This window comes from Desulfoplanes sp. PS50 (assembly GCF_053851535.1).
The window spans coordinates 1-24042 of sequence record NZ_JBSPZA010000040.1; the positions used below are offsets into that span (position 1 = coordinate 1).

Genomic DNA, 24042 nt, shown 5'->3' on the forward strand with positions numbered 1-24042 from the left:
CAAAACAGGCGAGCTTCCCCCGATAAATCGGGGATAAGAGAGAACAGGAGCCGTGTACGAGGCCCGTACGCACGGTTCTGTGAGAGGGATGAAGCAGAGTTGATCGCTCTGCTTCACCCTACTCGATTTTTTTATTGACAAACCTTAACTAGGTGACCGCTAGAACGGCGCGTCATCCATTCCACTTACCTCGGAAGGAAAGACCGGTCCATTATCCTCTTCTTGCATGGTATCAGGTTTTGTTTGTTGTCTGGTGGCAGTTTGCGGGGCTTGAACATAGCTTCCTGGTCCACCTGCGTTTTGGGGCTTGGGGTCCAAGGGAGTTATGCGAAAGGCCTTTATTTCAGTCCTGTACCGTTTGTTACCCTGTTGGTCTTCCCATGAATTTGTCTGCAGGCTTCCCTCGACATACACCAGGCGTCCCTTGGATAAGTAGTTCTGGCAGAATTCAGCCTGTTTACCCCACAAAACAACCTGGTGCCATTCTGTTCGGTCGATTTTTTGACCGTCTTTAACATAACTTTCGTCAGTGGCGACGGTTATGTTAGAGACTGCCGAGCCCGTTTGTGTATACCTTGTCTCCGGGTCCTTCCCCATCCTGCCGATAATCATAACTCTATTCAGACTGCCAGCCATGAAAATAACTCCTCTATTTTGCTTGTTGTCCTGTTTTTGTGATTGCGTGCCGTTTGCCTCGGCAGTCGCGGTTCTTGCAAGCCGTTAGATCCCGGAAGCCTCTTTTTCCAATTCAGTAAGTGTTTCTTCCAGCTGATCCGAGAGCGTGTTGGCTTTCTGGGGGTTCCAATCAGCCAGGGCCTGCTCGAGCTCTTTTTTCAGCCTTTTTGCCTGATCTGCGCCCGACTGCAAAACCTTTTGTACTGAAGGATCAATCATGTCAAACCGGATCTGGTCGGCCAGACTGTCAACAAGTTCAAGAACGCCTTTTTTCCGTGACATCATCGGTGAAGGAGATGTTTCGGGAAATCCCAATGCCCACAACGTCGGCCATGCCTTGGCCAGATCTGACTCATCGTACGTATGGGCCATGACGCGTATTTGTAGAAATCGTCCCATCGCTCTTACTCCTTTTCTTCCCATTCACTTTGGATGCGTGCAACAACGTCTCTGATTTCAGAGAGTTCTTCCTGGGGACAGACGCCAATGAGGGGTTCGTTTCGATCAATACTCGTATCCGGTTTGAAGTACACAGTATAGATCAATCCTTCCTGCCCTTTATAGGGAATGAATGTCTCGCGTTTCATCCGCGACAGAATAAAAATCTCATCATCCGGCCGCACGAGTACCGACTTGCAACCCTTGGCCTTGATTTTCGTGTCGATTTCCGGACTGAAATAATACTTCCCTTTTTCAGGGGCCCGAAAAAGATGCAGGGTCTGCTTGAGAATCCGCTGGATGACTTCTTCTTTGGTCAGAAAGTGTCGGATGCGGAAAATGGATGTTCCAGCTTCGACAAAGGAATTGTGGACATCTGCAATCTCCACAATCTTCCCGTTTTGCGGTGCATAGATGGGTTTTTTATTGTGTTCGCGATTGATGGTCCCCAAAAGGGTTCCGGGATTTTCTTTCCAGGTTCCTGAAACTCCATGTACCTGTGTTCCAACTTTCTGGACAACGGTTTCCACGATCCCACAATGAGGAACCTTCACGGAGATTTCTTCATAGGGGGCTTCTTTGAGCTCATGCAAGAGATTTTTGATATTCAACAAGACTTGGATCCTCTTTGTTCAAACTGAAACCAGAACATTCTGTCCCGGGAATTTTTCGTGGCTAGCGGTAGTACAGATTTCTTCCACCCATGGTGAGCAGGGCCTGGTGGAGGTTGTTGCGTATTTCTCTTCTGTCCCAAATACCCTGAATGTGCCCGCGGGAAAGCGCCTTGTAGGCCTTGTGATAGTCGGGAGGGATGTCCAGTCCGGTTGTTTCCTTGATGACTCCGGGACCGGCAAATCCGATGTTGGAGGAACGGACCGCGAATTGGTAGGGTGAACATCCCAGAAAACTGGCCACAGGACCGGCATAGGAATTGTTGTCGTAGAGTACGATGTACAATCCTCCAGACTCCAGGTATCTGCGAACCGCCATGGTGCATCTTGGCATCTGGACGACCCCATTTGTCCCTTCCTGAATACGGATACCGGCTGTTCCATGGACATAGGCCAGAAAGGGGAGGTGGCGTTTACGGGCCAGTTCGATGGCCCGGATAAATTTTTCCCCTTCGGCCGCTCCAACGCTGCCTCCTCTGAAAGGGGCCATGAACATGGCTACGTTGAGAGTGATCCCCTTGATCCGAGTTTCAAAGGTCATGCATCCGCTTTTCTGACCGGTTTTCTTTTTTGCCTCATCGAGTTTGAGGCTGAGACCCTCATAGGCAAGTGGGTTGCCCGATTCGAGTTGATGGTTGAATTTGAAGATCGAACCCGGATCAAAAACATTGTACAGGTACCATTCATATTCCATGGGGAAGTGGTGACCACAAAAATCGCAAACACCGGCATTCTCGTCGAAGAGATCAGGAGCCCATTGATCCTGACAACCCTGTTTTGCGCTGTTGGGACAGGTTATGGTCTTATCTTTCTTGGCCTGTGGGCTGACGTACGCGCATCCGCTCCCGGAATCCTCGGGGCGGGCCTCCCATGACGACAGAGATGTCAATTCTTCCTTGATCTCTTTGTCTTTGACCTTGAAGAAGGGGAGTTTATCCTTGAGACGCTTGCGCCAGTATTTTTCAGACCGATCGACAAGTACCTGGAGTTCCGCCTGTACGTCTTCCGCCAATCGGGTTACCTTGCGCTGGTGCTTGGCAAAAAAATCATATCTGAAAAACGAGTAGATACCCCACCCGAAATCATAGATGGCATCGTATCCTTTACGCCACAGGGGCCGCTTGTCTTTGAAGGCCTTTTGGGTCATTCGCCGATATTTTTTGTATCGTTTCCAAACCAATCGATCCTTTGCCTTGGAAGTCAACCCCCACCGAACATAGACCTGATCGCTGTCAAGTTTTCGCAGGGCAAAGCTGCGCAACAGTTTCAGCCCTCTGACGTTGAGTACGAGCTCGTCGGTGCTTCTGATAATCTGTTGTCTTAATTCTTTGAAAAAATTAAAATTATCAGGCCGAGCCCCCAGATTGGGTTCGCTGATGATCCCGTCTATATTGCCGAGTTTGAGGTTATCCGAAGCCGTGATTTTGAGCTGTCTGGCGCATTTTTCAATAAGGCCCGGTGTTGCCCGTTGGCCATGACGCAACCTGCCTTCGATGGCGGCAGCTCCTTCCGGTGAAATGACCGAGTAGTACCCGTGTGACAGCATGAGACGGGTGTCGGCCAGGCCGATGGCCTCGGCTCCTCCGGATCCTCCTTCGGAGGTCACAGCGATGATTGGCACCTTCAATCCGGCCATTTCGTAGAGATTTTTGGCGATCTGCTGGGCAGCCCCAGGGTAGTCTTCAATGGGATAGGAACCCGGGGTGAATATATACGTATGTATGGGGATTCCTTCGGTTTCGGCAACCTTCATGTAGTGGAGAGCCTTGGCATTTCCCCAAGGTTTGACCGAACCGCCATTTCTGAATTCCTGGCCATGTCCCTTTTCCTGCCCGATGACCATGACCGGTTGATAGTAGACTTTTTTCCCTCTGCGGCGAGTGATGTACGCCCTGGCGATGAGCATGCTCGGATCGATGCTGCATTCATCTTGTCCGCCGATTTCAGTATAATTGTCATAGACATTTTCAAGGATGTCCTTGAGACAAATTCGTTGTGGATGGCGAACGATGCGCACCCTGTCCATGGGGGTGAGCTGGGACTCGAGTTTTCTTTCCAGAAAAACGAACAGGTCTTCCAGGGAGCGGAAGTGCCTGAGGGCATCCTTGGAGGTCAGATCATGTTCCCTGGTCAGGAATTCTGCAAGTTTGGAATCCAGAAGCCGGATGTTTTCGTTTTCTTTAGAATCGAAAATATCCTTGATGTATGTCAGGCGTTCCTGAAGTTCCTGGATTTTTTTTTCTATATCCATACAACCACATTATTTGTATTGTTATTGGTGAGATACGAGGGGAGCTACTTTATCCGGGCTGACATCACATTAAAACAAGAGAATATTGTGCGTCATCTCCTTGAGATATTCGACATTGGAGCGTAGAGGTTCACCGGATGCATTATGTCCACTGAGCTGGAGCTGTTCGAGAAAGGTGAGTCCCCGTTTTTTGGCCTCGTCGAGATCCTTGCCCCAAATGATGGCCAGGGCGAGGTTGGGATCATATTCCGTAGGGATTTCATAACTCGTTTTCAGGGGAACATGGGTATGCACGTCGGCCCATAATTTTTTTTCCCAGGAAAAGTTTTCTATAGTCCCGACCCATGGGGCAAAACCGTTTTGCGGATCTTCGGCAATGATGCGGTATTCGATTCCCACGCCTTCAAAAGAAATATCCTTTTGGGAATAGCCAAGGGCATCGCCAAGACCGAGGCGGATCTGTTCAGCCAGAATATCGACTTTACGGGTATTTTTGCGTCGGGAAATGACTGCTGAAACCCCGTTTTCCACCTGAATGCGCGTATTGACCTCCATGAGAAACGGTTCGCCCGTTGGACTGACAATCCACTCCCAGGTTCCCACATTATCATAACCGACCTCTCGGGCCATGCGCAATGAATATTCCGTGATATCGGTCATGACACGGTTGGCGTCAAAGGCATAGGAAATTTTCGTGGGGTCGAATCCCGGAGCAACCTCCAGACGTTTTTGGCGTCCTGTGCTCTGAATGGAGCAGTTTCGGGTGCCGTAATGGACAATATGCTTGCCACTTCGGTCCGCAACGATTTGGACTTCGAGATGGTTGAAATCAAAGATGCGTTGCTCGATCAGGACTCCGTCATCCCGAAATTGTCGCTTTGCATAGTTTCTGATCGAACGAAGCACGGTTCTGAACTTGTCGAAATCATCCACCTCTTCGATACCCATGCCTCCGCCGCCGGCCGAGGCCTTGACCAGGACAACGGGATTGGAAATACCCTGTTCATGTTGAAAAGCGAAAAGATTCTTGGCCAGTTCCTCGGCCTCGATCTCATCATGCATGGGTTTATCAGAACCAGGTACTGTGGGAACGCCGAGGCGACGTGCCAAACGCTTGGTGTTGATCTTGTCTCCGAGCTCGCGAATGACCTGCCATGAGGGGCCAATGAAGATGATTTTTCGTTTGCGTTGCACCGCGCGGCGAGCAAATCTGTAATCTTCGGCAAAAAAGCCATACCCGGGATGAACGGCTGTGGCCCCTGTGGCATCAGCCACAGCAAAAATTTCATTGGCATCCAGATAGGAACTGATTTTGTAGAGACTTTTTCCACGGCCCAGTTTTTTGGCCAGGGCGCAATGGGCCGAATGTTTATCCACCTCGGTATAAACACAGACAAAATCCAGGCCGAGTTTGACACATGCCTGAATGATACGGACTGCGATTTCGCCTCGATTGGCGATAAGGACTTTATGGTTTTTTAGTTGCTTCACGGTGTTGCCTGGTTTTTTCCTTGAGGATTTGTTGTTTTTGGATTTCCAGGATCAGTTTGTCCAGCTGGGCTTCCGTGCGTCGATCCACATCAACAAATGCGCCGCCTACGCATGACTTTGAAACATGAACGCATTTGAAGTTCAGCCGGGCAAGAACCTGGTTGGTACCTTGAACAATGGCGATCCGAAGGACATCATTTTTTTGGGCATTGTCGAGTTCATGGTCATTGGTCTGAAAACAGACGCCTACCGCGCTGATATCATGGATAGGATAAAGATGCTCCTTTGGTTCGAGACGAACGAAAAGATTGGGGTAGGTAACCCTGAATGCTGATCGCCGGGAATTGGGAGTGTATTCGATGGTAAAATCGTCCGGGTTCACGGCAAAGCTCCTGTGATCATTTTTTCCAGTACAAACTCGACTCTTCTGTTTTTGGCCCTGTTTGCCGGGCTGTTGTTGGGAAGTTCGGGTTGAAATGATCCCATGCCTGTGGCGGTCAACCGGTTTGGTTCTATGCCGAGTTCGAGCAAGAGACGCAATACAGAAACAGCCCGCATGGAGGCCAGTTCCCAATTATCCTTCCACCGACTCCTTGCGGAAGGTTGGATGTTATCGGTGTGTCCTTTGATGTTGATTTTGAGATCGTTATGGATGACAAAATAATCTTTGAGCAGATGGATGACCCGGACAGCCTCTGAAGTTAGCTCGGCTGAACCGGGTTTGAAAAAGGTATCTGCCGGGGCCTTGAGGGTGATGATGCCGGACTCGAGATTCGCGCCCACAACACCTTCTATCCCGTGATCGGTACTGAATTGTCTGAACGCGGAGAAGTTTTTTTCCTGGCTCTCCTTTATCTGGCGATATCTTTCGATCTCGTTGACAAAAACACCGCTCTCATTCTCCTGGGTCACGACAGGACTTCCCTTGATGTTACCCAGGGCCGCCTTGATGGACGCAAACGAAGCCGTGTACTTGACCGTATCGATGCTGGACATGGAATAGAGCAAAATGAAAAAAACAAGAAGAAGGGTCGTCAGATCGGCAAAGGTCGTTTGCCATGTTTTGAGTTCTTCTTCCTCTTCTTCCTCCATGAAAAGATCGCTTTCATCTATCATAGCGCCTCTCCTGCGGGGGGACGAAGGATGAAAGTTTCTCGTAGACGATACGGGGGTTGTTGTTCTCGAGGATACACTTGGCACCCTCGAAAATGATTTCCAGATGCAGGTTCTCCTGCAGGCTCCTGCTCCGCAATTTTCCAGCCAACGGCTGAAAGATGAGTGTCGACATAATGGTGCCGTAAAAGGTAGTCAATAGTGCAACTGCCATGGCCGGTCCGATGGCTGAGGGGTCACTCAATCTTGAAAGCATCTGCACGAGGCCGATAAGGGTACCTATCATCCCAAAGGAGGGGGAATAGATGGCCATTTTTTTGAAAACATCCTGGGAAATGGCGTGCCTTTTTTTCATGGAGGTTATCTCGATCTTCAACGCATCCCGGATAAGCGTGGAGTCGGCATTGTCGGCAATGAGGAGACAGGCTTTTTTGAGAAAGGGATTTTTGGTTTTGATGTTCTCCAGGGCCAGCAAACCTTCTCGTCTGCTGATATCGGCAATGCGAACCATGATGTTGACCATCTCGTTGGTGGTTGTTTTTCGAGAAGTGAAGATCTTGATAGCAGCCTTGACGGACTGAAGGATTTCACCCAAGGGAAAATTGACACAGGTTGCTGCGAAGCTTCCTCCAAGGACAATCATCATTCCGGGAACATTGATGAAGACCGAGGTGGAACCTCCGAGAAAAATAGCACCGATAACCAGGGCAAATCCAATGATAATACCAAAAAGTGTTGCAATATCCATATGTTTTTATTACTTTTTCGTTGTCAGTTAAGATGGGCGGAGTCTGTAATGTTTCATACGATCCTGAAGGGTTGGTTGTCATGCAAAAAAATGAAAAAGTCCAGAAAAGCGTTGAACATGTCCGTCAGGCCTTTTCCAAAGGTTTTTCTCCTCGTCTAGGAATTACCCTGGGAAGCGGATTGGGGCAGTTCGTTGACGCTCTTGAGTCTTCAAAATGGTTTGCCTTTGAAGATATTCCCGGTTTTCCATCAGCTACCGTCAAGGGGCACAAAGGATCTCTCGGTCTGGTCCGGCACCGGGGTACGGATTGTCTGATCCTGCAGGGACGCAATCATCTCTATGAAGGATATTCTCCAGACGAGGTCTGTTTTGCAACCAGGGTGCTTGCCGGTCTCGGTGTGGAGACCCTTGTTCTCACCAATGCTGCCGGTGCGCTCAATCCCCTTTTTCCGGTCGGCGGTATCATGCTCATTACTGATCATATCAATCTCATGGGCACCAATCCCCTCGTTGGCCCGAATGTGGATGCCTGGGGCCCCCGGTTTCCCGACATGACGGATGTGTATTGCTTGGCATTGCGCGAAAAAGTGCTCGACCTGGCCATGGGAACAGGGGTTCGATTGGAGCAGGGGGTCTATGTGGGGGTGCACGGGCCCTGCCTGGAAACTCCGGCTGAAACCAGGGGATATCGTGCCTTGGGTGGTGATGCCATCGGCATGTCCACAGTCATGGAGGCCATCGCTGCTCATCACATGGGGGTCAATGTTATCGGACTTTCCTGCCTGACCAACAAGAACCTTCCGGATTGCATGACGGAAACATCCCATGATGAAATCCTTCAACAGGCACATCTTACCGCAAGTCGTTTGACAAATGTTCTGGACGCCATCATCGTATCGGGAATGTTTGCCTGATTCGCAACGAACTGCACGTTGACGATTTTCGGAACAGATTTCACTCAGGGGCTTCTTTCGTACGTACATGACTTTCGCAACCGGTTGGGTAGTCAACACGATGACCTTTTTCCCTATAGAACTTTCCAGGATATTTGCTTCGCCATCCCACCTGGCCACCCTGCTCGATCCCTTGCCCGTAGGGGTGGCTGTCATCTCCCCCGGATTGCAGGTGCTGTTCATGAATACAGCCATGGAGGGACTGACGGGATTCAAGAGAAGTTCGGTACAGGGGAAACCCTGCTACCAGGTGCTCCGCGGCAAGCTGTGCATGGAGCAATGCCCGGTGAGAAATCGTGAAGCAGGCAGGGAGAGTATCTGTCTTGACGGCAATATTCTGGACCGGAACCGGGAAAAGATCCCCACCCGGCACAGTCTTGCCTGCATCCGGGACAACAATGGGGAATTACTCGCCTATATCGATGCAGTAGAGGATCTCCGTCCGGCTCGACATGTGGAAGAGACCAAAATTGAATCATCAGGATATAAACAAATCATAGGGCAATGTCCGTCCATGGACAAGGTTTTCCAGATTCTTCCGGTCATTGCCCAGACTGATTCATCCGTGCTTGTCACTGGTGAGACCGGTACGGGGAAGGATTTGGTTGCAGAGTCCATTCATCAGCATTCTGCACGGGCAAAGGGACCGTTTATCAAGGTCAATTGCGGGGCCTTGCCGGAAAATCTCCTGGAGTCGGAATTATTTGGTCATCGCAAGGGAGCCTTTACCGGAGCTGTCGAGAACAAGCCCGGGTGGTTCAAACTGGCCCATAATGGAACCTTGTTTCTGACCGAAGTGGGGGATCTTCCTCTTGCCTTGCAAGTCAAGCTGTTGACCTTTCTCGATGACAAGGTCATCTACCCTTTGGGCAGCACCCAGGGCCGTAAGGTCAACGTCCGGGTCATCGCGGCCACCCACCGAGATCTCGAAACCATGGTCATGTATCATCGTTTCAGGCAGGATCTTCTTTTTCGTCTGAATGTCATCCGAGTCGAGTTGCCTCCGTTACGGGACAGGGGAGAGGATTTGACCCTGCTGATCAACCATTTTGTCCGTCAAATGGCCCATCAGCTCAAGAAGAATATCGTCGGACTCGATGGTGAGGCCATGGGCCGTCTTTCCATGTATTCTTTTCCTGGAAACGTTCGAGAGCTTCGTAATATTATCGAATATGCAGTCACTGTGTGTCAGGGACAGGAACTCGGCCTGGTTCATTTACCAGCTTATGTTCGTGATCACGAGGAGTCGTCAAAATCCTCCCCGGACCCCGAGCCGATCCCTGCTTCTTCAGACCTTGTCCAGCACCTATCTTCTTGTGCTGAAAACTGGACGGTCATGGAACGACAAATGATCATGGATGCCCTGTTGCGGGCCGGAGGGCGCAAGTCCAAGGCCGCCGTCATTCTGGGATGGGGCCGCTCGACCCTGTGGAGAAAGATGAAAAAACATAATCTGGATTAAAGGTATTTGCATCCATGAAGATTCTCGTTCCCATTGCCGGTCGCGACGTGGCTCCCCGCTTCGATATGGCTCCCGAGGTGCTCATTGTCACAACCGATGAGAACCACAATGTCATTGCCACCCGAACCATGGTTCTGCCCCAGGCATCTGCCGACGACCTCTGTTCGCTCATTCTCACCGAGAATGTCGATGTGGTTGCCTGCAACGGCATTGAAGAAGAATACTATCGGTTTTTGATCTGGAAAAAAATCAGGGTCGTGGATTCGATTATGGATACGGTTGAAAACGCTTTGGACCTGATTGTTTCGCAGCAGTGAAGAAAGGGTCTTTGATCATGATTTGTCCGCTCTGCCTTCATGAAAGGTCCGAATTGTTTTTCAAGGACAGTTCAAGGGAATATTACCGTTGCTCCCGTTGTCTGCTGGTTTATGTACCATCGGTATATCATCTTGACCACGATGACGAAAAATCCAGATACGACAATCACCGGAACAGTCCTCTGGATACAGCCTATCGCGCTTTCTTGTCCCGCCTCACCCGGCCGTTGCAGGCGGTCATGCCCAAGGGAACGCATGGCCTTGATTTCGGTTCCGGGCCGGGGCCAACCCTGTCTGTGATGCTCGAGGAGGCTGGATATTCCATGGATATTTTCGACAGGTATTATGCCCATGATCCAAAGCTGCTCACACGATCATACGATTTCATCACATCTACCGAGGTCGTAGAACATTTGCGTGAGCCTGGTATGGAATTGGACCGGTTGTGGTCCTGCCTGCGGCCCGGTGGTGTTCTGGGAATCATGACCAAATTGGTCCTGGACAGGAAGGCCTTTGCCGCCTGGCATTACATCCGGGATTTGACCCATATTGCTTTTTTTTCCCGACCAACCTTTATCTGGCTCGCAAACCGGTGGGCTGCCGGCCTGGATATTGTGGACAGGGACGTAGTCATTTTGCATAAAGAAAAATAGGCGAACGATAATTCAACTATCCAAGATAGTTAAACTCTCAACCAACTGGAAACACTTTTTTTATGAGCGACGAACCGAACAAGATCATCTATTCCATGGTCCGCGTGACCAAACATCACGACAAGAAACCCATCATCGAGGATATTTCCCTTTCTTTTTTTTACGGGGCCAAGATCGGTGTGCTCGGTCTGAACGGATCGGGTAAGAGTACACTTTTGCGGATCATGGCCGGGGAAGATTCGGATTTCGGGGGTGAAATCGTGGCGTCCCCGGGATATTCCATCGGCTATCTGGAACAGGAACCCCTTCTCGATGCGGACAAGACCGTGCGTCAGATCGTGGAGGAGGGAGTTGGTGAAACAGTGGGCCTGCTCGAGGAATTCAACCAGATCAATGCCCGATTTGCCGAACCCATGTCCGATGATGAGATGACCAGGCTTATCGAACGACAGGGTGAGGTGCAGGAACTTCTGGATGCCAACGATGCCTGGGAACTCGATTCCCGGCTTGAAATGGCCATGGACGCCCTGCGTTGTCCCGACCCTGAGATGAAAATCGAGGTCCTCTCCGGGGGTGAGAAACGGCGGGTCGCCCTGTGCCGGTTATTGCTTCAAAAACCAGACATTCTGCTGCTTGATGAACCGACCAACCATCTCGATGCCGAGTCAGTGGCCTGGCTGGAACATCATCTCCAGCAGTATTCCGGGACCGTCATTGCCGTGACCCATGACCGGTATTTTCTGGACAATGTTGCCGGCTGGATTCTGGAACTCGATCGTGGACGGGGCATTCCGTGGAAGGGCAACTATTCCTCCTGGCTCGAACAGAAGCAGAATCGGTTGGCCACAGAGGAAAAACAGGAGAGTGCCCGGCAGAAGACCCTTAAAAACGAGCTTGAATGGATCCGCATGTCTCCCAAGGGGCGGCACGCCAAGTCCAAGGCCAGGATCACCGCCTATGAGTCGCTTCTTGGACAGGGTAAGCAGGAAAAAACAACCGACATGAGTCTGTTTATTCCTCCGGGACCCCGGCTTGGCGATAGGGTCATCGAGGCCGAGCATGTGCGCAAAGGCTACGGGGACACGATCCTGGTGGAGGATATGAGTTTTCTTCTGCCTCCCGGCGGGATCATCGGGGTCATCGGACCCAATGGGGCCGGTAAATCGACCCTTTTCAAGATGATTACCGGTCAGGAAGAACCGGATGCAGGAGCGATCCGGGTGGGTGAATCCGTCCGCCTGGCCTATGTGGACCAGGAACGGGAGCATCTCGATCCGGAAAAGAGTGTCTGGGAGATGGTTTCCGGGGGTGCGGAGATGCTGAACATAGGGGGTCGTGAAATCAATTCGCGCGCCTATGTGGGCAAATTCAATTTTTCCGGTGCGGCCCAGCAGAAAAAGGTGGGAATGCTTTCAGGCGGGGAGCGGAACCGCTTGAATCTGGCCCTCATGCTCGCCCGGGAGGCCAATGTCCTGTTGCTCGACGAACCGACCAACGACCTGGACGTGAATACTATTCGCGCCCTGGAAGAGGGGATCGAGAACTTTCCCGGATGCGCCGTGGTCATCTCCCATGACCGCTGGTTTCTGGATCGTATCGCCACCCATATACTGGCCTTTGAAGGGGACAGCCGGGTTGTCTGGTTCGAGGGAAACTACTCCGAATATGAACAGGATAAACGCAAACGGTTGGGCAAGGATGCCGAGATTCCCAAAAGGATTCGCTACAGACATCTGACCCGATAAATCGATTCGAAAGATTTTCGGTTGATGCACGACTGTTCTCCGTGAACACCTTGGCGAACCGATCACAAGGGCTCTTGCGGAATGGGTGAGGTGTTCTTGATCCTGCATAATAAAGCGGGCCGGCAATGTGCACATTGCCGGACCGCTTTATATATTATGACAGATGGTGAAGATCAGAACCGTTCGAAGCTTGTGTCATCGACATCGTCCTCGAGACGCAGATCGATTCCCCGGGTTGTGGCCGGTTGTGTCCTGGTCGTTTGAAGCGATGTCGTGGGTGTCTTGCGAGAGGTCCTTTGAGGGGATCCCAGCGGTGGTGATGCAGGGGTCTCCTGCTTCACGATCAACCCCTCCTGAATCTGAAAGAAGGCTATGGCCGATTTGAGCTGTTCCGCCTGGGCGGAGAGTTCTTCCGAGCTGGCGGCCATTTCCTCAGAGGCCGAGGCATTTTGTTGAACGATCTGGTCGAACTGCTGAATGGCCTGATTGATCTGCTCCGCCCCGGAATTCTGTTCGTTGCTCGCGGCAGTGATCTCCTGGATGAGCTCGGCGGTTTTTTCGATATCAGGCACAATGGCCTCGAGCTTTTTCCCGGCGTCTTCGGCCTTGGCCACACTTGTTTTGGACAGGGCGTTGATTTCGGCCGCTGCCTTGCCGCTGTTTTCCGCAAGTTTTCTGACCTCTGCAGCCACCACGGCAAACCCTTTGCCGGCGTCACCCGCCCGGGCCGCCTCGATGGCGGCATTCAAGGCAAGCAGGTTGGTGTTTCGGGCGATCTGCTCGATAACGGAAATCTTCTCAGCGATATGTTTCATGGCATCCACTGTCTCACCCACAGCCACGCCGGTCTCCTGGGCATCCAGGGCAAGCTGGTTGGCAATCTTTTCCGTCTGTATCGTGTTTTCGGTGTTCTGGTGGATGTTGGCAGACATCTCCTCCACTGAAGACGAGATTTCCTCGACCGAGGCAGCCTGTTCCGAGGCCCCTTGAGAGAGCTGTTCCGATGCCCCGGACAGCTCGAGACTTCCCGCGGTCACGTTGTCCGCACCGGATCGGACATCGGCAACGACCCGCTGGAATTTTTCGACCATGGTATTGAGTGCAGTGGCCAGGACACCCATTTCATCGTGACTGGCTACTTTAACCTGGGTGGTGAGATCGCCCCGGCCGACTTTGTCGGTAAAGGCGAGGATCTTGTTAAGGGGACGCAGAATGGCATAATTGGTGGTGAACAAAACCACGCTCAGCAGGAAGACGAGAAGGACGCCCATGATTCCCAAGAGGGTGAGCGTGAGGTCCAGACCGTGGCCTGCTCCCGGGAGATATCCAGGGCATAGACCATGATTCCCACCTGTTTGTCCGTGTAGTCGGTGATGGGGAAAACGGACAGGGCATAGTCACCTTTGCGGGAAACGCGTATCTCCGTACGTCCCTGATCGAGCAGTTTTTCCGTGATCAGCTGGTCCAGGGCAGGATCATCCACCCCGGAAACCTGAACATATCGCGTCCCAACACGGGGATGTTTGGACGTATCCTTGAGCCCCTGGGCGATATCTAGAAGATCCTGGTTCATGTACAAGAGGATATTTTCGCCCTGACCCACGGCGGCATCGACGATGGGTTGGAAGTCGATGAGCATTTCAACGGACCCGAGATGTTTTCCGTTGTCCGCTTCAATGGGCAGCACGCTTCTGACGGTGAATCCCCCTCTGCCGATCTCCAGCCCCTGAGCGGGTTGTCCGTTTCGATTGGCATCCATGACCGTTTGCCTGAACCCGGAGATATCGTCGGAGATGTCCAGTGACTGGCCGTCACGGTTGCTGTTTTTGCCCCTCCAGAGCCGAACCAGGCTGCGCCCGTTGGGCAGATGGAAATGGAGCTTGAGCTTGTTTCCCCGGACCGCTTCAAAGCCCGCAAGGACGTCATGTAACTCCCTGCGCAGCATTTCCCTGGCATTTTGGGATTCGGGCGAAGCTTCATCATCGATGTTTCCAGAAAGGGCCAGTTGATAGGCCTCTTCGACTGCTGGCATCTTGGAGAAAAGTGCGGAAACCGCCTCGGCCTCGCGGGATGACAGGGCCATTGACGAAGAAATTTCCGTCATCTTGTTGCGGGCGATTTTTTGGATATATTCGTTGCTCAGCCCATTCAATTGCGCATTGAGGGCGACAAAGATGACGACCATCAGAACGAGCAGTGAGATGACCAGGGGAATAGAAATTTTGCTTTTGATTTTTAAATGCATGGAATCCTCTTGAAATAATGACGAAATCCGGTCTGACCGGGGAAATTGAAACGAAACGACCATCATTATGTACAAAGAGGAAATATGCCATGTTGTGAAAAGAAGAATTAGACGGCCCTGAGCGACACATCCATGCACCGTTCGTCAACCAGGGATTCCTCAGGTCTGGGAAAATACCACCGCATGTATGTGCAAAACCCTCTTGCCGCCCTCAGTCTGCGGCTGCACGGTGACATTTTTTCAACAATCAAATTGTGAACGACCTCACAAGATGTGCGGATCATGTTGCACAAGATACTGATCTTATGATTAAATCGTTAATATGGACTGCCCTGCCTGTTTGGTTCGAGATGCACATATTCTCTTCCTGAGTACGTCTTCATGCGGTTTTCAGCCGGCCTGCCCGAATCAACATGATGAACTGGTGGTTTTCACGAACAGCGCTTGTTTCGTGAACCACAACGCACCCGGGGCAGGCAGGCTTCGCCCCATCAGTTAGTGCCTCAAGGCCGATCCGGACTATGGCAATTGCGTCGTTGCGACACAGAAAATCCCATTTGACGAGGTTGAAAAAAACATCGCAATATCATGCCCTGCCGGATTTTTTTCAGTCAATCCACAAATCAACCAGCTCAAATGAATTCACATCCACCAATCCCTTGTCGGTGAGCTTCAAGTCGGGAATAACCGGCAAAGCCAGAAAGGAGAGAATCATGAATGGATCCGGGTGGGCAATTTTTATTGTTTGGCAGGCCGTTGCCAGTCTGTTCATGGAGCTGACCACATGGTCCAGAGGTTGGTCGCTCATCAGTCCGGCGATGGGCAACGGCATGGAAGCCAGCACGCTGTTGTTCTGAACCAGTACCAGTCCCCCGCCCATCCTCTGAACCGCCATGGCGGCCACAAGCATGTCGGCATCGCTGGTTCCGGCAACAATCAGATTATGGGAATCATGGGCCACTGTGGAGGCAAGGGCTCCGTTTTCAAGTCCCAGTCCGCGTACAAACCCAAGCCCTGTATTTCCCGTGGCTTTATGCCGTTCAATGACAGCCAGTTTGACGAGATCCGACGAGATATCTGCCTGGGCCAAACCGCCAATAATCCGAGGTGTTGCAGGTGCCTGGGCAGTTACAATCTGACCGGGAATAACTTCAATAGCCCTGATTGTTTTTCCTTGAGCCGGGATTTCAAAGGTCTTCAGTGAAAGACCTTTGATATGCATCGAATTTCCCGGCGCCCTGGTTTCTGATTCAAAAGAGCATTGTTCCAAACTCCTGCCGCCGAGATAAACATGTCTCACACAAAAATCTTTGAGGTCATCCACCAGGACCATATCCGCCTTGTAGCCGGGAGCAATTGCCCCCCGGCGTTTAAGGCCGAAATACCTGGCCGGATTTATGGTCACCATCTGCACAGCGCGCACAGGATCAAGACCCAGTCTCACGGCCTGACGAAGATTTTCATCCAAATGGCCTTTTTCGGCCAGCTCCTGGGGGTGGCGGTCATCTGAAACCAGGGAAAAATAATGCCAGTTATGATTACTGACCAGGGGAAGGAGTGCTGCCATATTCTGCTCGGAAGTACCCTGCCTGATCATGATATGCATGCCTTTGCGCAGTTTCTCCTTTGCTTCCTCGATCGCAACACATTCATGATCGCTTTCCGGTCCGGCCAGAATATAGGCATTCAAGTCTCTTCCCGAAAGGCCGGGAGCGTGGCCGTCAATAACCATATCTTTTGTGAGTTCAAGTTTGGCCAGCACACCCGGATCCGCGAAGATAACACCGGGGAAATTCATCATTTCTCCCAGACCAGGAAATCTCCCCGGATATTTTTTCAGCAGATATTTCATCTGCTCCACGTCAAGCCGAGCTCCGGAATTCTCCAGATGTGTCGCCGGAACACATGAAGAAAGCATGGGGTATATTGAGACAGGAAGGTCTCTGGTGGAATTCAGGACGTATTCAACCCCGTCGATCCCGAGTACATTGGCGATTTCATGGGGATCGCAGACCACTGCGCAGGTGCCTCTGGCAGCAAGTGTGCTCGCACATACAGGTGGCGACAGAAGAGTTGATTCAATATGAATATGGGCCTCAATAAAACCGGGACAGAGAAAGGCTCCATGTCCGTCAACAACCTCTTCGGCAGAACAGTTTTCAAAACCCAGGACAATCCCATCCCTTACAGCAACATCGGCAGGATGAATCTCTCCCGAAATAGTATTAACCAGCCTGACATTGGTAATGAGCAGGTCAGCCGGTTCTTCTCCTCTGGCCGCTGCAATCATTTGTCGTTGAAGATTATACGACACGTTCAATCCTCTTTTTATCGAATAGGTATATGGTCATGGTGAAAAAACAAGAGAGCGTTACAGAACTCTCTCAGGACACGGTAGCTGTTTTTACAGGATGACGCGAAAATTCACGGGCGGTGGAAGGCTAAAGATGCATGAGATGCTGCAAAATGGCCAGACTTGACGCATAAACCGCCTTCAGCCCGCTCAGTCCCAGACGGGAACTGCGCAGACGCGGTCGGAGAGTGTACGGTTTGATAGGAGGTTAAGATATCTCTTTTTTTGCTTCACATCCTGCATTTCCTGACCAGGCCGGTCATCATGTAGGCGGTGCTGAAATGGCGCGAGAGGAGTCGTTGGCTGATGGATGAGACATCAGCTTTTTTGCGCATGAGGCCCAGGAACATGCCTGCGCCGGAGATATCGCCCACGAGCACGAATCCGGTTATCTTGCCGTCCTTCAGATACATCTTGCGAAGGGTCTGTTTGGATTTGCGTTTAATGACTGTTTCCGATGGCTGTCCGACCACGATGACCTTGCGGGTGAGTTCCTTGAGGGAATTCATGTTCAGTTGCTGTTCGTAGCGGATTCCTGCACCCATGATGTTCATGGCCACGGTTCTTCCGTGGGCCACGGCAACGGGATAGAGACCGTGGATCTTGGTGTTCCCGGTGACCAGGTCACGGGTTTCGGCTACGTCTCCGCAGGCATGGATGAAGGGGATATTGGTCTGCAGGTATTCGTTGACCACGACCCCCTGCTTGCATGTGATCCCGCTGTTTTTCAGAAAATCGATATTCGGTTTGACTCCGGTGGCGGCGATGTACAGATCAGCAGTCAGGGTCTGGCCTTCAGCCGTGGTTATGCCTTCCACCTTGTCCTTTCCGATAAATGCGGTGGCTTCGGTTCCCAGACGGACATCAATACCTGCTTTTTTAAGGTCCTTGAGCACATAATCGGAGGTTTCCTGATCGAGAAGTCTGGGCATGATCCACCCCCTGCGATTGAGCAGGATGGGCTTCAGGCCGATTTTGGCAAGGCACAGGGCGATTTCAACTCCGATGAATCCTCCTCCCACGATCAGTGCCGAGCTTCCTGGTTTGTTGTCTGCAAGTTTGCGGATCTGTCGGGTACCCTCAAGTGTCTTGAAATGACAGATGCCCGGTTTTTCCACACCCGGAAGCGGGGCGTGCAGGGATGATCCCGAGGCAATGACCAGATGGGCGAATTCATAGGAACCCTTGTCGCTTGTCAGGAGCATCCGGTCCGGATTGATGGACACCACAGATTCTCCCATCCGGCAATCCAGATCGAGCTGGCTGCACACATCGGTTCCCTTCCAGAACAGGGTGTTTTCATTGCCGGTGAGCAGGTATTCTCCGAGTACAGGGGGGGAGTAGGGAGGAGTCTCTTCCTGTGCGAACATGGTGATTTCGCCTGCATAGCCATGCTCCCTGAGGGTTTTTGCGGTTTCCAGTCCGGCGGGTCCCATGCCGATGATGATGGTTTTCATGGGCGTTTCCTTTTGGGCTTGTTGTGATTGTTTTTTCCCTTGTCATTCAGGGTTCGGTCAAACGAGCAAATTGTGAATTGCCCCTGCGAATTCTTTGGGAATCGTAATCATTTTTAGGAGTTGCGTAATTCTCTTCGGGCCGGGGAAGGGGCTATGCGATCATCGCTGCAAGTTTTCTGACCTCCTGGACATAGGGGGTGTTCATCTCCATCAGGGGGGTGACATCGGGCTCCGTGGCCATGACTGCTTCGTCAAAGGGCAGATGGGTTATGGTCGTGAAAGGATGATCTCCCAGATAACCGGCCACCTTGTCACTGTCTTCCCGGGTTCGGCAGCGATTGACCACCAGATGAACGCCCGGGATATCCAGATCGCGGGCCAGTCCGGCCGAGTGAAGAGCCACCTGTACGGCGTTGAAACTTGGTTCGGTCATGATCACGGCGTGCTGGAATCCGTCGGCCAGAGCCCGGCCGAAATGTTCCACCCCGGCCTGGGTGTCCATGAGGATGATTTCACCATTTCTGAGTTTTATGTACCGGACAATGCTGTCTAAAAGGGCATTTTCCGGACACAGGCACCCCGTGGCCGCCTGAATGACGCTGCCTATGACCAGCAGGTCGATATTTTTTCCAATGGACATCCCGAAGCGCTGTACAACGTCGGAAACATCGGGATTGATGCGCAGCATGGCCCCCCAGCCCTGGCCGGGTCGGGCGCCTGTTTTTTCCTCGATGTAGTCGAGATTTTTGGAGACCGGAATGAGCTCTGTTGCCTTGTCCAGGGGAAAACCCAGGGAAAAGGCCAGATTCTGCTGGGGGTCTTCGTCTACGGTCAGGATCTTGTTTCCCTTTGCAGCCATGACTTTGGCCAGAAGGGCAGTCGTGGTGGTTTTGCCGACCCCGCCTTTGCCCGTTATGACAATGCGGGTTCCTGCGGTTTGCGGTGCCCGGTGTTCGTCGAGATAATCCGCTGCGCTGAAGAGGTGTTCACTGCGGGATTCGTTAGGATCCATGTGGTGTCCTTCTGCGAATGGGGTGGTTGAAAATTGTGTAAGGGCACGGCGCGCCGTGCCCTTACGGTTCGTCGTTCTCATGACCATACGCTGTTTTCGGGTGATCAGATCCCGAGCCCCTCGCGTTTGGCCAGGATGTGTTTCTCGATAATGTCCGCTGCTTTGACCGGATCGGGCTCTACGGCAAAGGCTGCGCCGACCACGTCATTCAGTCCTGATGCGAGGAGATTCAGGACATTGGCACTCCCGAAGATTTTAGGCGGGATTCCCAGAACCGTGAACACACCCGAGGCCACGAAATAGGAACCAATGGACACGGCCTTCTGAGACATCCATTCAGGTGCGGCCCCGGCAAGGGGAAGCTGATCGATGGAGACGTCCAGGGCCTTGGCCAATTCAGCGGCCAGAACCAGGATTCTCGAACAGTCCACGCACGAGCCCATGTGCAGGACCGGAGGAATGCCCAGTGCCTGGCAGACGGCTTTCAGTTTGTCCCCTGCCTGTTCGGCAGCCTCGGGCAAAAGCAGTCCGGCCTTGCCTGCGGCAATGGCGGCACAGCCCGTCTGGACCACGAGGATATCCCGCTTGATGAGTTCCTGTGCCAGTCTGACATGACCGAAATCATGCTTGATTTTGGGGTTGTTGCACCCGACCATGCCCACGGCCCCCTTGATCTGACCACCCGCAATGGCATCGATAAGGGGTTTCAAGGTCCCGCCGAGGGCCTTGAGGATCGCCTCTACGGAAAAACCGGCCATCATCTTTACGGGCTCACCCGGAATGAGGACTCGATGCTGGTCCCTGTTTTGAAAATTGTCGATGGCCAGGTCAACAATGGCCTTGGCCGTGTCCATGGCGTTTTTGGGATGGAATTCCAGATGTACCGCACCGGGGACCTTGGATTTTTCGCTGGTGGAAACAACCTTGGTGTGAAAGCAGGCAGCGGTCTTGGTGATGGAAGGAAAGATGCACTGATAGTCGATGACCATGACCTCGACCGCACCGGTAGCCAGGGCGAGTTCCTGGTTGAGCATGTTCCCGGCGATGGGCACACCCTTGCGCATGAGCAGCTCGTTGCCCGTACAGCACATCCCGGCCAGGTTGATTCCCTGGGCGCCTTTGTCCTTTGCCTTCTGTTGCATTTCGGGCAGTCTGGAAGCCTCGACCACCATTTCCGAGAGAACCGGGTTGTGTCCGTGCAGCACGATGTTGATCATGTTCTTCTTGAGTACGCCCAGATTGACCCATGAGTCCTTGATCTCCGGAGTTCCAAAAAGGATGTCCGAAGCCTCGGTAGCCATCATGGAGCCACCCCAGCCATCCGACAGCGCTGTACGCAGCCCGTGGAGCAGGATGTTCGCATAATCAGCACCTACACCCATGTGGATGCGATGCATGCCTTCGACGATTTCCCGGTCCACGCTGCGGGGCATGATCCCTGTCTTGTTCCAGATCTCCTGGGTTTTTTCCGGAGCTCTGCGGGTAAACTGGATGTAATTCTTGATCGTCCCGAACTCCTCGAGCATGGAAAGGGCCACGTCCTTGGCGATTTCGTTGTTGGATCTGCCGTCTGTGGGGATATCGTATTCACCGGCAATGGCCATGAGTTTGTCCGTGTCCAGGATTTCGTATCCCTGGGAAGAACCTTCCGCTGTTTCGAGCATGGTCTCAATGACCTCGCGGCCATGGTCCGAATGAGCGGCCGCGCCCGTGTTCAGATCATCCAGAAGATTTCTGGCCACGATGAGATCGGCGTTGGCACCGCAAACTCCCCGGACAGGTGAACCTCCGTAGGGATTGATGCGACAGGGGCCCATTGTGCAGCGATTGCAGCAGACACCGGTCTGGCCGAATCCACATTGGGGCTGCTGGTCCTCGAGCCGGTCCCAGGCCGTTTCAATGTTTTCCTGAATGGTTCTTTGAAGGATCGGTTTGGCGGATTCGTCGATGGTACGTTCATTTATGATGTTGTTCAGGGTATCCAAATCATACTGAGCGGTCATTGTTTCCTCCTTGAATGCGCAGCAATTGCTGAAACTCGTGGGATAGTAAGGTGTTTCGATGAATCGTGAGGCTCGCTTCTATGTTTTCGTGGTTCAGGTGACCGGTTCATTTTGATGAAGGAAGAGGACCAATGCGGGCCAGTGTTTCCCTGATGGACTGATAGGCCTGGATATTGTCCGGGATGGTCGATGTCGCATCTCCCTGGATGGTTCGGGTGATATTCAAGGCAAAATCCTTTCTGGCATCCTCAATTGCGTCATTTACATATCCGAATGTCAGTGCTCCTGTTTTACAGGCCTCCACACAGGCAGGGATCTGATTCTTTTTTTGTCGTTCGATACAATTGTCACATTTGTATGCGGTTTTTTTTCCGGTTTTTTTGCTCGCAACAAATGTTATGGCTCCGAAAGGACAGACCATGGCGCACATTCCACAGGAAATACACAGGTCCTCCTGAACCATGACCGTATCGAATTCCGGGTCACGGAAGAGCGCACCGGATGGACAGATTTGAACACAGGGTGCGGGGTTGCAATGACGACATTTCAGGGGAAAGGTCAGAAAATCCACTCCGATTTGGACTCCGATGCGCGGACGGGGAAGATCTGCAGGCAACGGGTTGGACAGATTCGGAAGCGTTTCGTGATGGGCTTTTGCACAGGCCAGCTCGCAATGTCTGCAGCCCACGCAACGTTCAACATCGACAAAAACGGTTTTCATAGACGGACCTCCTTGGGGTAGTGGATGACGAGCTTTTGAGCCATTAAGCCGGGGAGCTTTGGTGCGGGCCATGCAACCGCTGTCATACACTCGGGTTTAATGAATCGTGTCACTTTGTAGAATTTTCAACACGTATGGATACGGCCAAGGGCAGGGTGTTGAAAATTTTACCTGCAAAGCGTAGTAAGCCTTTCTTTGCCGAAGCGGGATCTGAACCTGTTCTTTGAGGGAACCCAAAAAATTTGTTTTTATCATACTCTAAAAATTCTTTCGGTACAATGAGTTTCGGTAATTGTCAAAGAAGTTGTCGCTTTTTTTGATGCCTATACGACCTTCTGTTTTGATGTTTCTTTGTGATCCTTGGGGTTGAGTTTTACCGCACCCACAACAGACCAATTTCGGATCCCTCTAGCCCAGCGTTCAGGCCGTTTATTACGAGCAGCCAGATAGACTTGATGCCGGGCGTACAATATCTGCCTATCTCGGCCCTGGTGACGGTCATCCGGGGTCACAAACCGCAGCCCGCTGTGAAGATGCACTGTGTTATACCATGCCACGAATTGAGAGACCCATTCCCGGGCGGCCTCCAAGGTTTCAAAGGGCTTCTCGGGATAATCAGGACGGTACTTGCAGGTCCTGAATAGCGATTCCGAGAAGGGATTGTCGTTGCTGACAGCTGGCCTGCTGAATGATGGCATCACTCCAAGCTCTTGAAGCGTGGCAAGCATGATAGAACCTTTCATCGGTGATCCGTTATCGGCGTGAATGACCAGTTGATCCCGCGCAACCTGTTCAGTAAAACAGGCGGTCCGAACAAGCTCCGACGCGTAGTCTGAGTTCTCTGTTTCGTGCACACTCCAGCCAACGATTTTGCGGCTGTAGATGTCCAGGTACATGTAGAGATACCAATACGTTCCTCGTATCGGCGCAGGGAGATATGTTATATCCCAGCTCCAGACCTGGTTCGGACCTGTCGCAGTCAACGGTTTGGGAGCCTTGTTTTTTCTTGGTCTGCATTTTGCCCTGTGAGCATTTTGACCAGTTGCCCTGAGTATTCTGTAGAACGTGGATTCTGATGCGACATACTCGCCTCTATCAGCGAGCTTGGGGACAATCTGGCTCGGAGGAAGATCTTTGAATTCTTCGCTGTTTGCGACTTTCAGAACCCGTTCTTTCTCGAACTCTGTCAGCTTGTTGATGGGAGATTTGTTGTTGTCCTTACGCTTATCCTCAACACCGTGCTTTTCCCAACGTTGTAACGCTCGTAGGGAAAGTCCCAGAATCTCACAGGCCTTTTTCTTTCTCGCTCCCTGGGCAACAGCTTCGCGAATCAGCTGGATGACCAGTTGTTTTTCTTCCGGGGTGATCAGTCTTCCTCTTGGTCCCCCCATATCGCGTCCACTTTTTTTTTGAGCAACAGCAGGGCAGATGCTTCAGCTAGAGCTTTCTCTTTACGGAGCAACTCCTTTTCCAATGTACGGACTTTTTTTTGAATTTTTGAATCATTCAAAGATCGTTTCGACTTGGATTTCTGAGAAGCTCCCTCTAGAAAATCTCTTTTCCAATTGTCGAGATGTTGAACATGCACACCTCTTGACCTGCACCATGCACTTTTTTCTTCTGGAGATAGGGGCGCTGTTTCAACCAATGCTTGTAGACGTTCTTCGGCAGTCCAATCCTGAGGGCGTTTGCTGGTTGAAGACATGGAGAGTGCTCCTTGGGTTTTACGGCGTT

General features: G+C 51.8%; 21 protein-coding genes and 1 pseudogene. 5 read left to right on the plus strand and 17 right to left on the minus strand.

The window, feature by feature from the left end; genetic code table 11:
• Positions 1-159: 159 nt before the first annotated feature.
• From ACTVJH_RS14110 to ACTVJH_RS14145, 8 genes are all read right to left on the minus strand, one after another.
• On the minus strand, positions 160-636 hold the full coding sequence (locus tag ACTVJH_RS14110) for a single-stranded DNA-binding protein (protein ID WP_455992011.1): 477 nt from the start codon (positions 634-636) through the stop codon (positions 160-162).
• Positions 637-720: 84 nt separating this feature from the next.
• Positions 721-1074, minus strand: a complete 354-nt coding sequence (locus ACTVJH_RS14115) for a formin-like protein 18 (protein WP_455992013.1) — start codon at positions 1072-1074, stop codon at positions 721-723.
• 5 nt (positions 1075-1079) lie between these two features.
• Entirely contained in the window at positions 1080-1727 is a 648-nt protein-coding gene (locus ACTVJH_RS14120; protein WP_455992016.1) for a biotin attachment protein, read from the minus strand.
• Between the two features lie 61 nt (positions 1728-1788).
• Positions 1789-4035, minus strand: coding sequence for an acetyl-CoA carboxylase carboxyl transferase subunit alpha/beta (locus ACTVJH_RS14125; protein WP_455992018.1), 2247 nt, complete (start codon positions 4033-4035; stop codon positions 1789-1791).
• Positions 4036-4104: 69 nt separating this feature from the next.
• A complete protein-coding gene (locus tag ACTVJH_RS14130; RefSeq protein ID WP_455992021.1) occupies positions 4105-5526 on the minus strand; it encodes a biotin carboxylase N-terminal domain-containing protein in 1422 nt (473 codons plus the stop codon).
• A complete protein-coding gene (locus ACTVJH_RS14135) occupies positions 5504-5908 on the minus strand; it encodes a PilZ domain-containing protein (protein ID WP_455992023.1) in 405 nt (134 codons plus the stop codon). Before ACTVJH_RS14135 ends, ACTVJH_RS14130 begins: the two co-directional genes overlap by 23 nt.
• The gene (locus ACTVJH_RS14140) at positions 5905-6642 is read right to left on the minus strand and encodes an OmpA/MotB family protein (RefSeq protein ID WP_455992026.1); all 738 of its coding nucleotides are present in this window, start codon (positions 6640-6642) and stop codon (positions 5905-5907) included. The genes ACTVJH_RS14135 and ACTVJH_RS14140 overlap by 4 nt, the downstream gene beginning before the upstream one ends.
• Positions 6632-7387, minus strand: coding sequence for a motility protein A (locus ACTVJH_RS14145; RefSeq protein WP_455992028.1), 756 nt, complete (start codon positions 7385-7387; stop codon positions 6632-6634). Before ACTVJH_RS14145 ends, ACTVJH_RS14140 begins: the two co-directional genes overlap by 11 nt.
• An 80-nt stretch (positions 7388-7467) precedes the next feature.
• Here ACTVJH_RS14145 and ACTVJH_RS14150 point away from each other — a divergent pair, with 80 nt between their 5' ends.
• The 5 genes from ACTVJH_RS14150 to ettA all read left to right on the plus strand — a co-directional run bounded on the left by ACTVJH_RS14150 (position 7468) and on the right by ettA (position 12517).
• On the plus strand, positions 7468-8301 hold the full coding sequence (locus ACTVJH_RS14150) for a purine-nucleoside phosphorylase (protein WP_455992031.1): 834 nt from the start codon (positions 7468-7470) through the stop codon (positions 8299-8301).
• Between the two features lie 100 nt (positions 8302-8401).
• Positions 8402-9802 carry a sigma-54 interaction domain-containing protein gene (locus ACTVJH_RS14155; protein WP_455992034.1) on the plus strand — a complete coding sequence of 467 codons (1401 nt, stop codon included), beginning with the start codon at positions 8402-8404 and terminating at the stop codon, positions 9800-9802.
• A gap of 14 nt (positions 9803-9816) precedes the next feature.
• Complete coding sequence (locus tag ACTVJH_RS14160) at positions 9817-10119, plus strand: NifB/NifX family molybdenum-iron cluster-binding protein (RefSeq protein ID WP_455992037.1); 303 nt, start codon at positions 9817-9819, stop codon at positions 10117-10119.
• 17 nt (positions 10120-10136) lie between these two features.
• Positions 10137-10772, plus strand: a complete 636-nt coding sequence (locus tag ACTVJH_RS14165; protein WP_455992040.1) for a class I SAM-dependent methyltransferase — start codon at positions 10137-10139, stop codon at positions 10770-10772.
• A gap of 62 nt (positions 10773-10834) precedes the next feature.
• Positions 10835-12517: an energy-dependent translational throttle protein EttA gene (gene ettA / locus ACTVJH_RS14170; RefSeq protein ID WP_455992043.1), complete on the plus strand. Its 1683-nt coding sequence runs from the start codon at positions 10835-10837 to the stop codon at positions 12515-12517.
• Positions 12518-12690: 173 nt separating this feature from the next.
• Here the strand turns inward: ettA and ACTVJH_RS14175 are convergent.
• From ACTVJH_RS14175 to ACTVJH_RS14215, 9 genes and pseudogenes are all read right to left on the minus strand, one after another.
• Positions 12691-13800: pseudogene (locus ACTVJH_RS14175) on the minus strand (methyl-accepting chemotaxis protein); the annotation flags it as partial.
• Positions 13761-14828: a cache domain-containing protein gene (locus ACTVJH_RS14180; RefSeq protein ID WP_455992046.1), complete on the minus strand. Its 1068-nt coding sequence runs from the start codon at positions 14826-14828 to the stop codon at positions 13761-13763. The pseudogene ACTVJH_RS14175 and the gene ACTVJH_RS14180, both read right to left, overlap by 40 nt.
• Positions 14829-15369: 541 nt before the next feature.
• Positions 15370-17076: an adenine deaminase gene (gene ade, locus ACTVJH_RS14185; protein ID WP_455992048.1), complete on the minus strand. Its 1707-nt coding sequence runs from the start codon at positions 17074-17076 to the stop codon at positions 15370-15372.
• 269 nt (positions 17077-17345) lie between these two features.
• The gene (locus ACTVJH_RS14190; RefSeq protein WP_455992051.1) at positions 17346-18572 is read right to left on the minus strand and encodes an NAD(P)/FAD-dependent oxidoreductase; all 1227 of its coding nucleotides are present in this window, start codon (positions 18570-18572) and stop codon (positions 17346-17348) included.
• 151 nt (positions 18573-18723) lie between these two features.
• Positions 18724-19584, minus strand: coding sequence for an AAA family ATPase (locus ACTVJH_RS14195; protein WP_455992054.1), 861 nt, complete (start codon positions 19582-19584; stop codon positions 18724-18726).
• A 104-nt stretch (positions 19585-19688) separates the two neighbouring features.
• Positions 19689-21587, minus strand: a complete 1899-nt coding sequence (gene cooS, locus ACTVJH_RS14200; RefSeq protein ID WP_455992056.1) for an anaerobic carbon-monoxide dehydrogenase catalytic subunit — start codon at positions 21585-21587, stop codon at positions 19689-19691.
• 106 nt (positions 21588-21693) lie between these two features.
• The gene (locus ACTVJH_RS14205) at positions 21694-22308 is read right to left on the minus strand and encodes a 4Fe-4S dicluster domain-containing protein (protein ID WP_455992059.1); all 615 of its coding nucleotides are present in this window, start codon (positions 22306-22308) and stop codon (positions 21694-21696) included.
• Between the two features lie 323 nt (positions 22309-22631).
• Complete coding sequence (locus ACTVJH_RS14210) at positions 22632-23699, minus strand: IS3 family transposase (RefSeq protein WP_455992062.1); 1068 nt, start codon at positions 23697-23699, stop codon at positions 22632-22634.
• The coding region (locus ACTVJH_RS14215; protein ID WP_455992065.1) for a transposase at positions 23675-24042 on the minus strand (368 nt) is incomplete at its 5' end. The genes ACTVJH_RS14210 and ACTVJH_RS14215, both read right to left, overlap by 25 nt.

What these genes read in the sequence shown, in the direction of transcription:
- ACTVJH_RS14110 (WP_455992011.1), bottom strand. Translation starts at nt 636, where the DNA reads ATGGCTGGCAGTCTGAATAGAGTTATGATTATCGGCAGGATGGGGAAG.
- ACTVJH_RS14115 (WP_455992013.1), bottom strand. Translation starts at nt 1,074, where the DNA reads ATGGGACGATTTCTACAAATACGCGTCATGGCCCATACGTACGATGAG.
- ACTVJH_RS14125 (WP_455992018.1), bottom strand. Translation starts at nt 4,035, where the DNA reads ATGGATATAGAAAAAAAAATCCAGGAACTTCAGGAACGCCTGACATAC.
- ACTVJH_RS14140 (WP_455992026.1), bottom strand. Translation starts at nt 6,642, where the DNA reads ATGATAGATGAAAGCGATCTTTTCATGGAGGAAGAAGAGGAAGAAGAA.
- ACTVJH_RS14145 (WP_455992028.1), bottom strand. Translation starts at nt 7,387, where the DNA reads ATGGATATTGCAACACTTTTTGGTATTATCATTGGATTTGCCCTGGTT.
- ACTVJH_RS14150 (WP_455992031.1), top strand. Translation starts at nt 7,468, where the DNA reads ATGCAAAAAAATGAAAAAGTCCAGAAAAGCGTTGAACATGTCCGTCAG.
- ACTVJH_RS14155 (WP_455992034.1), top strand. Translation starts at nt 8,402, where the DNA reads ATGACCTTTTTCCCTATAGAACTTTCCAGGATATTTGCTTCGCCATCC.
- ACTVJH_RS14160 (WP_455992037.1), top strand. Translation starts at nt 9,817, where the DNA reads ATGAAGATTCTCGTTCCCATTGCCGGTCGCGACGTGGCTCCCCGCTTC.
- ACTVJH_RS14165 (WP_455992040.1), top strand. Translation starts at nt 10,137, where the DNA reads ATGATTTGTCCGCTCTGCCTTCATGAAAGGTCCGAATTGTTTTTCAAG.
- ettA (WP_455992043.1), top strand. Translation starts at nt 10,835, where the DNA reads ATGAGCGACGAACCGAACAAGATCATCTATTCCATGGTCCGCGTGACC.
- ACTVJH_RS14180 (WP_455992046.1), bottom strand. Translation starts at nt 14,828, where the DNA reads ATGATGGTCGTTTCGTTTCAATTTCCCCGGTCAGACCGGATTTCGTCA.
- ACTVJH_RS14190 (WP_455992051.1), bottom strand. Translation starts at nt 18,572, where the DNA reads ATGAAAACCATCATCATCGGCATGGGACCCGCCGGACTGGAAACCGCA.
- ACTVJH_RS14195 (WP_455992054.1), bottom strand. Translation starts at nt 19,584, where the DNA reads ATGGATCCTAACGAATCCCGCAGTGAACACCTCTTCAGCGCAGCGGAT.
- cooS (WP_455992056.1), bottom strand. Translation starts at nt 21,587, where the DNA reads ATGACCGCTCAGTATGATTTGGATACCCTGAACAACATCATAAATGAA.
- ACTVJH_RS14205 (WP_455992059.1), bottom strand. Translation starts at nt 22,308, where the DNA reads ATGAAAACCGTTTTTGTCGATGTTGAACGTTGCGTGGGCTGCAGACAT.
- ACTVJH_RS14210 (WP_455992062.1), bottom strand. Translation starts at nt 23,699, where the DNA reads ATGGGGGGACCAAGAGGAAGACTGATCACCCCGGAAGAAAAACAACTG.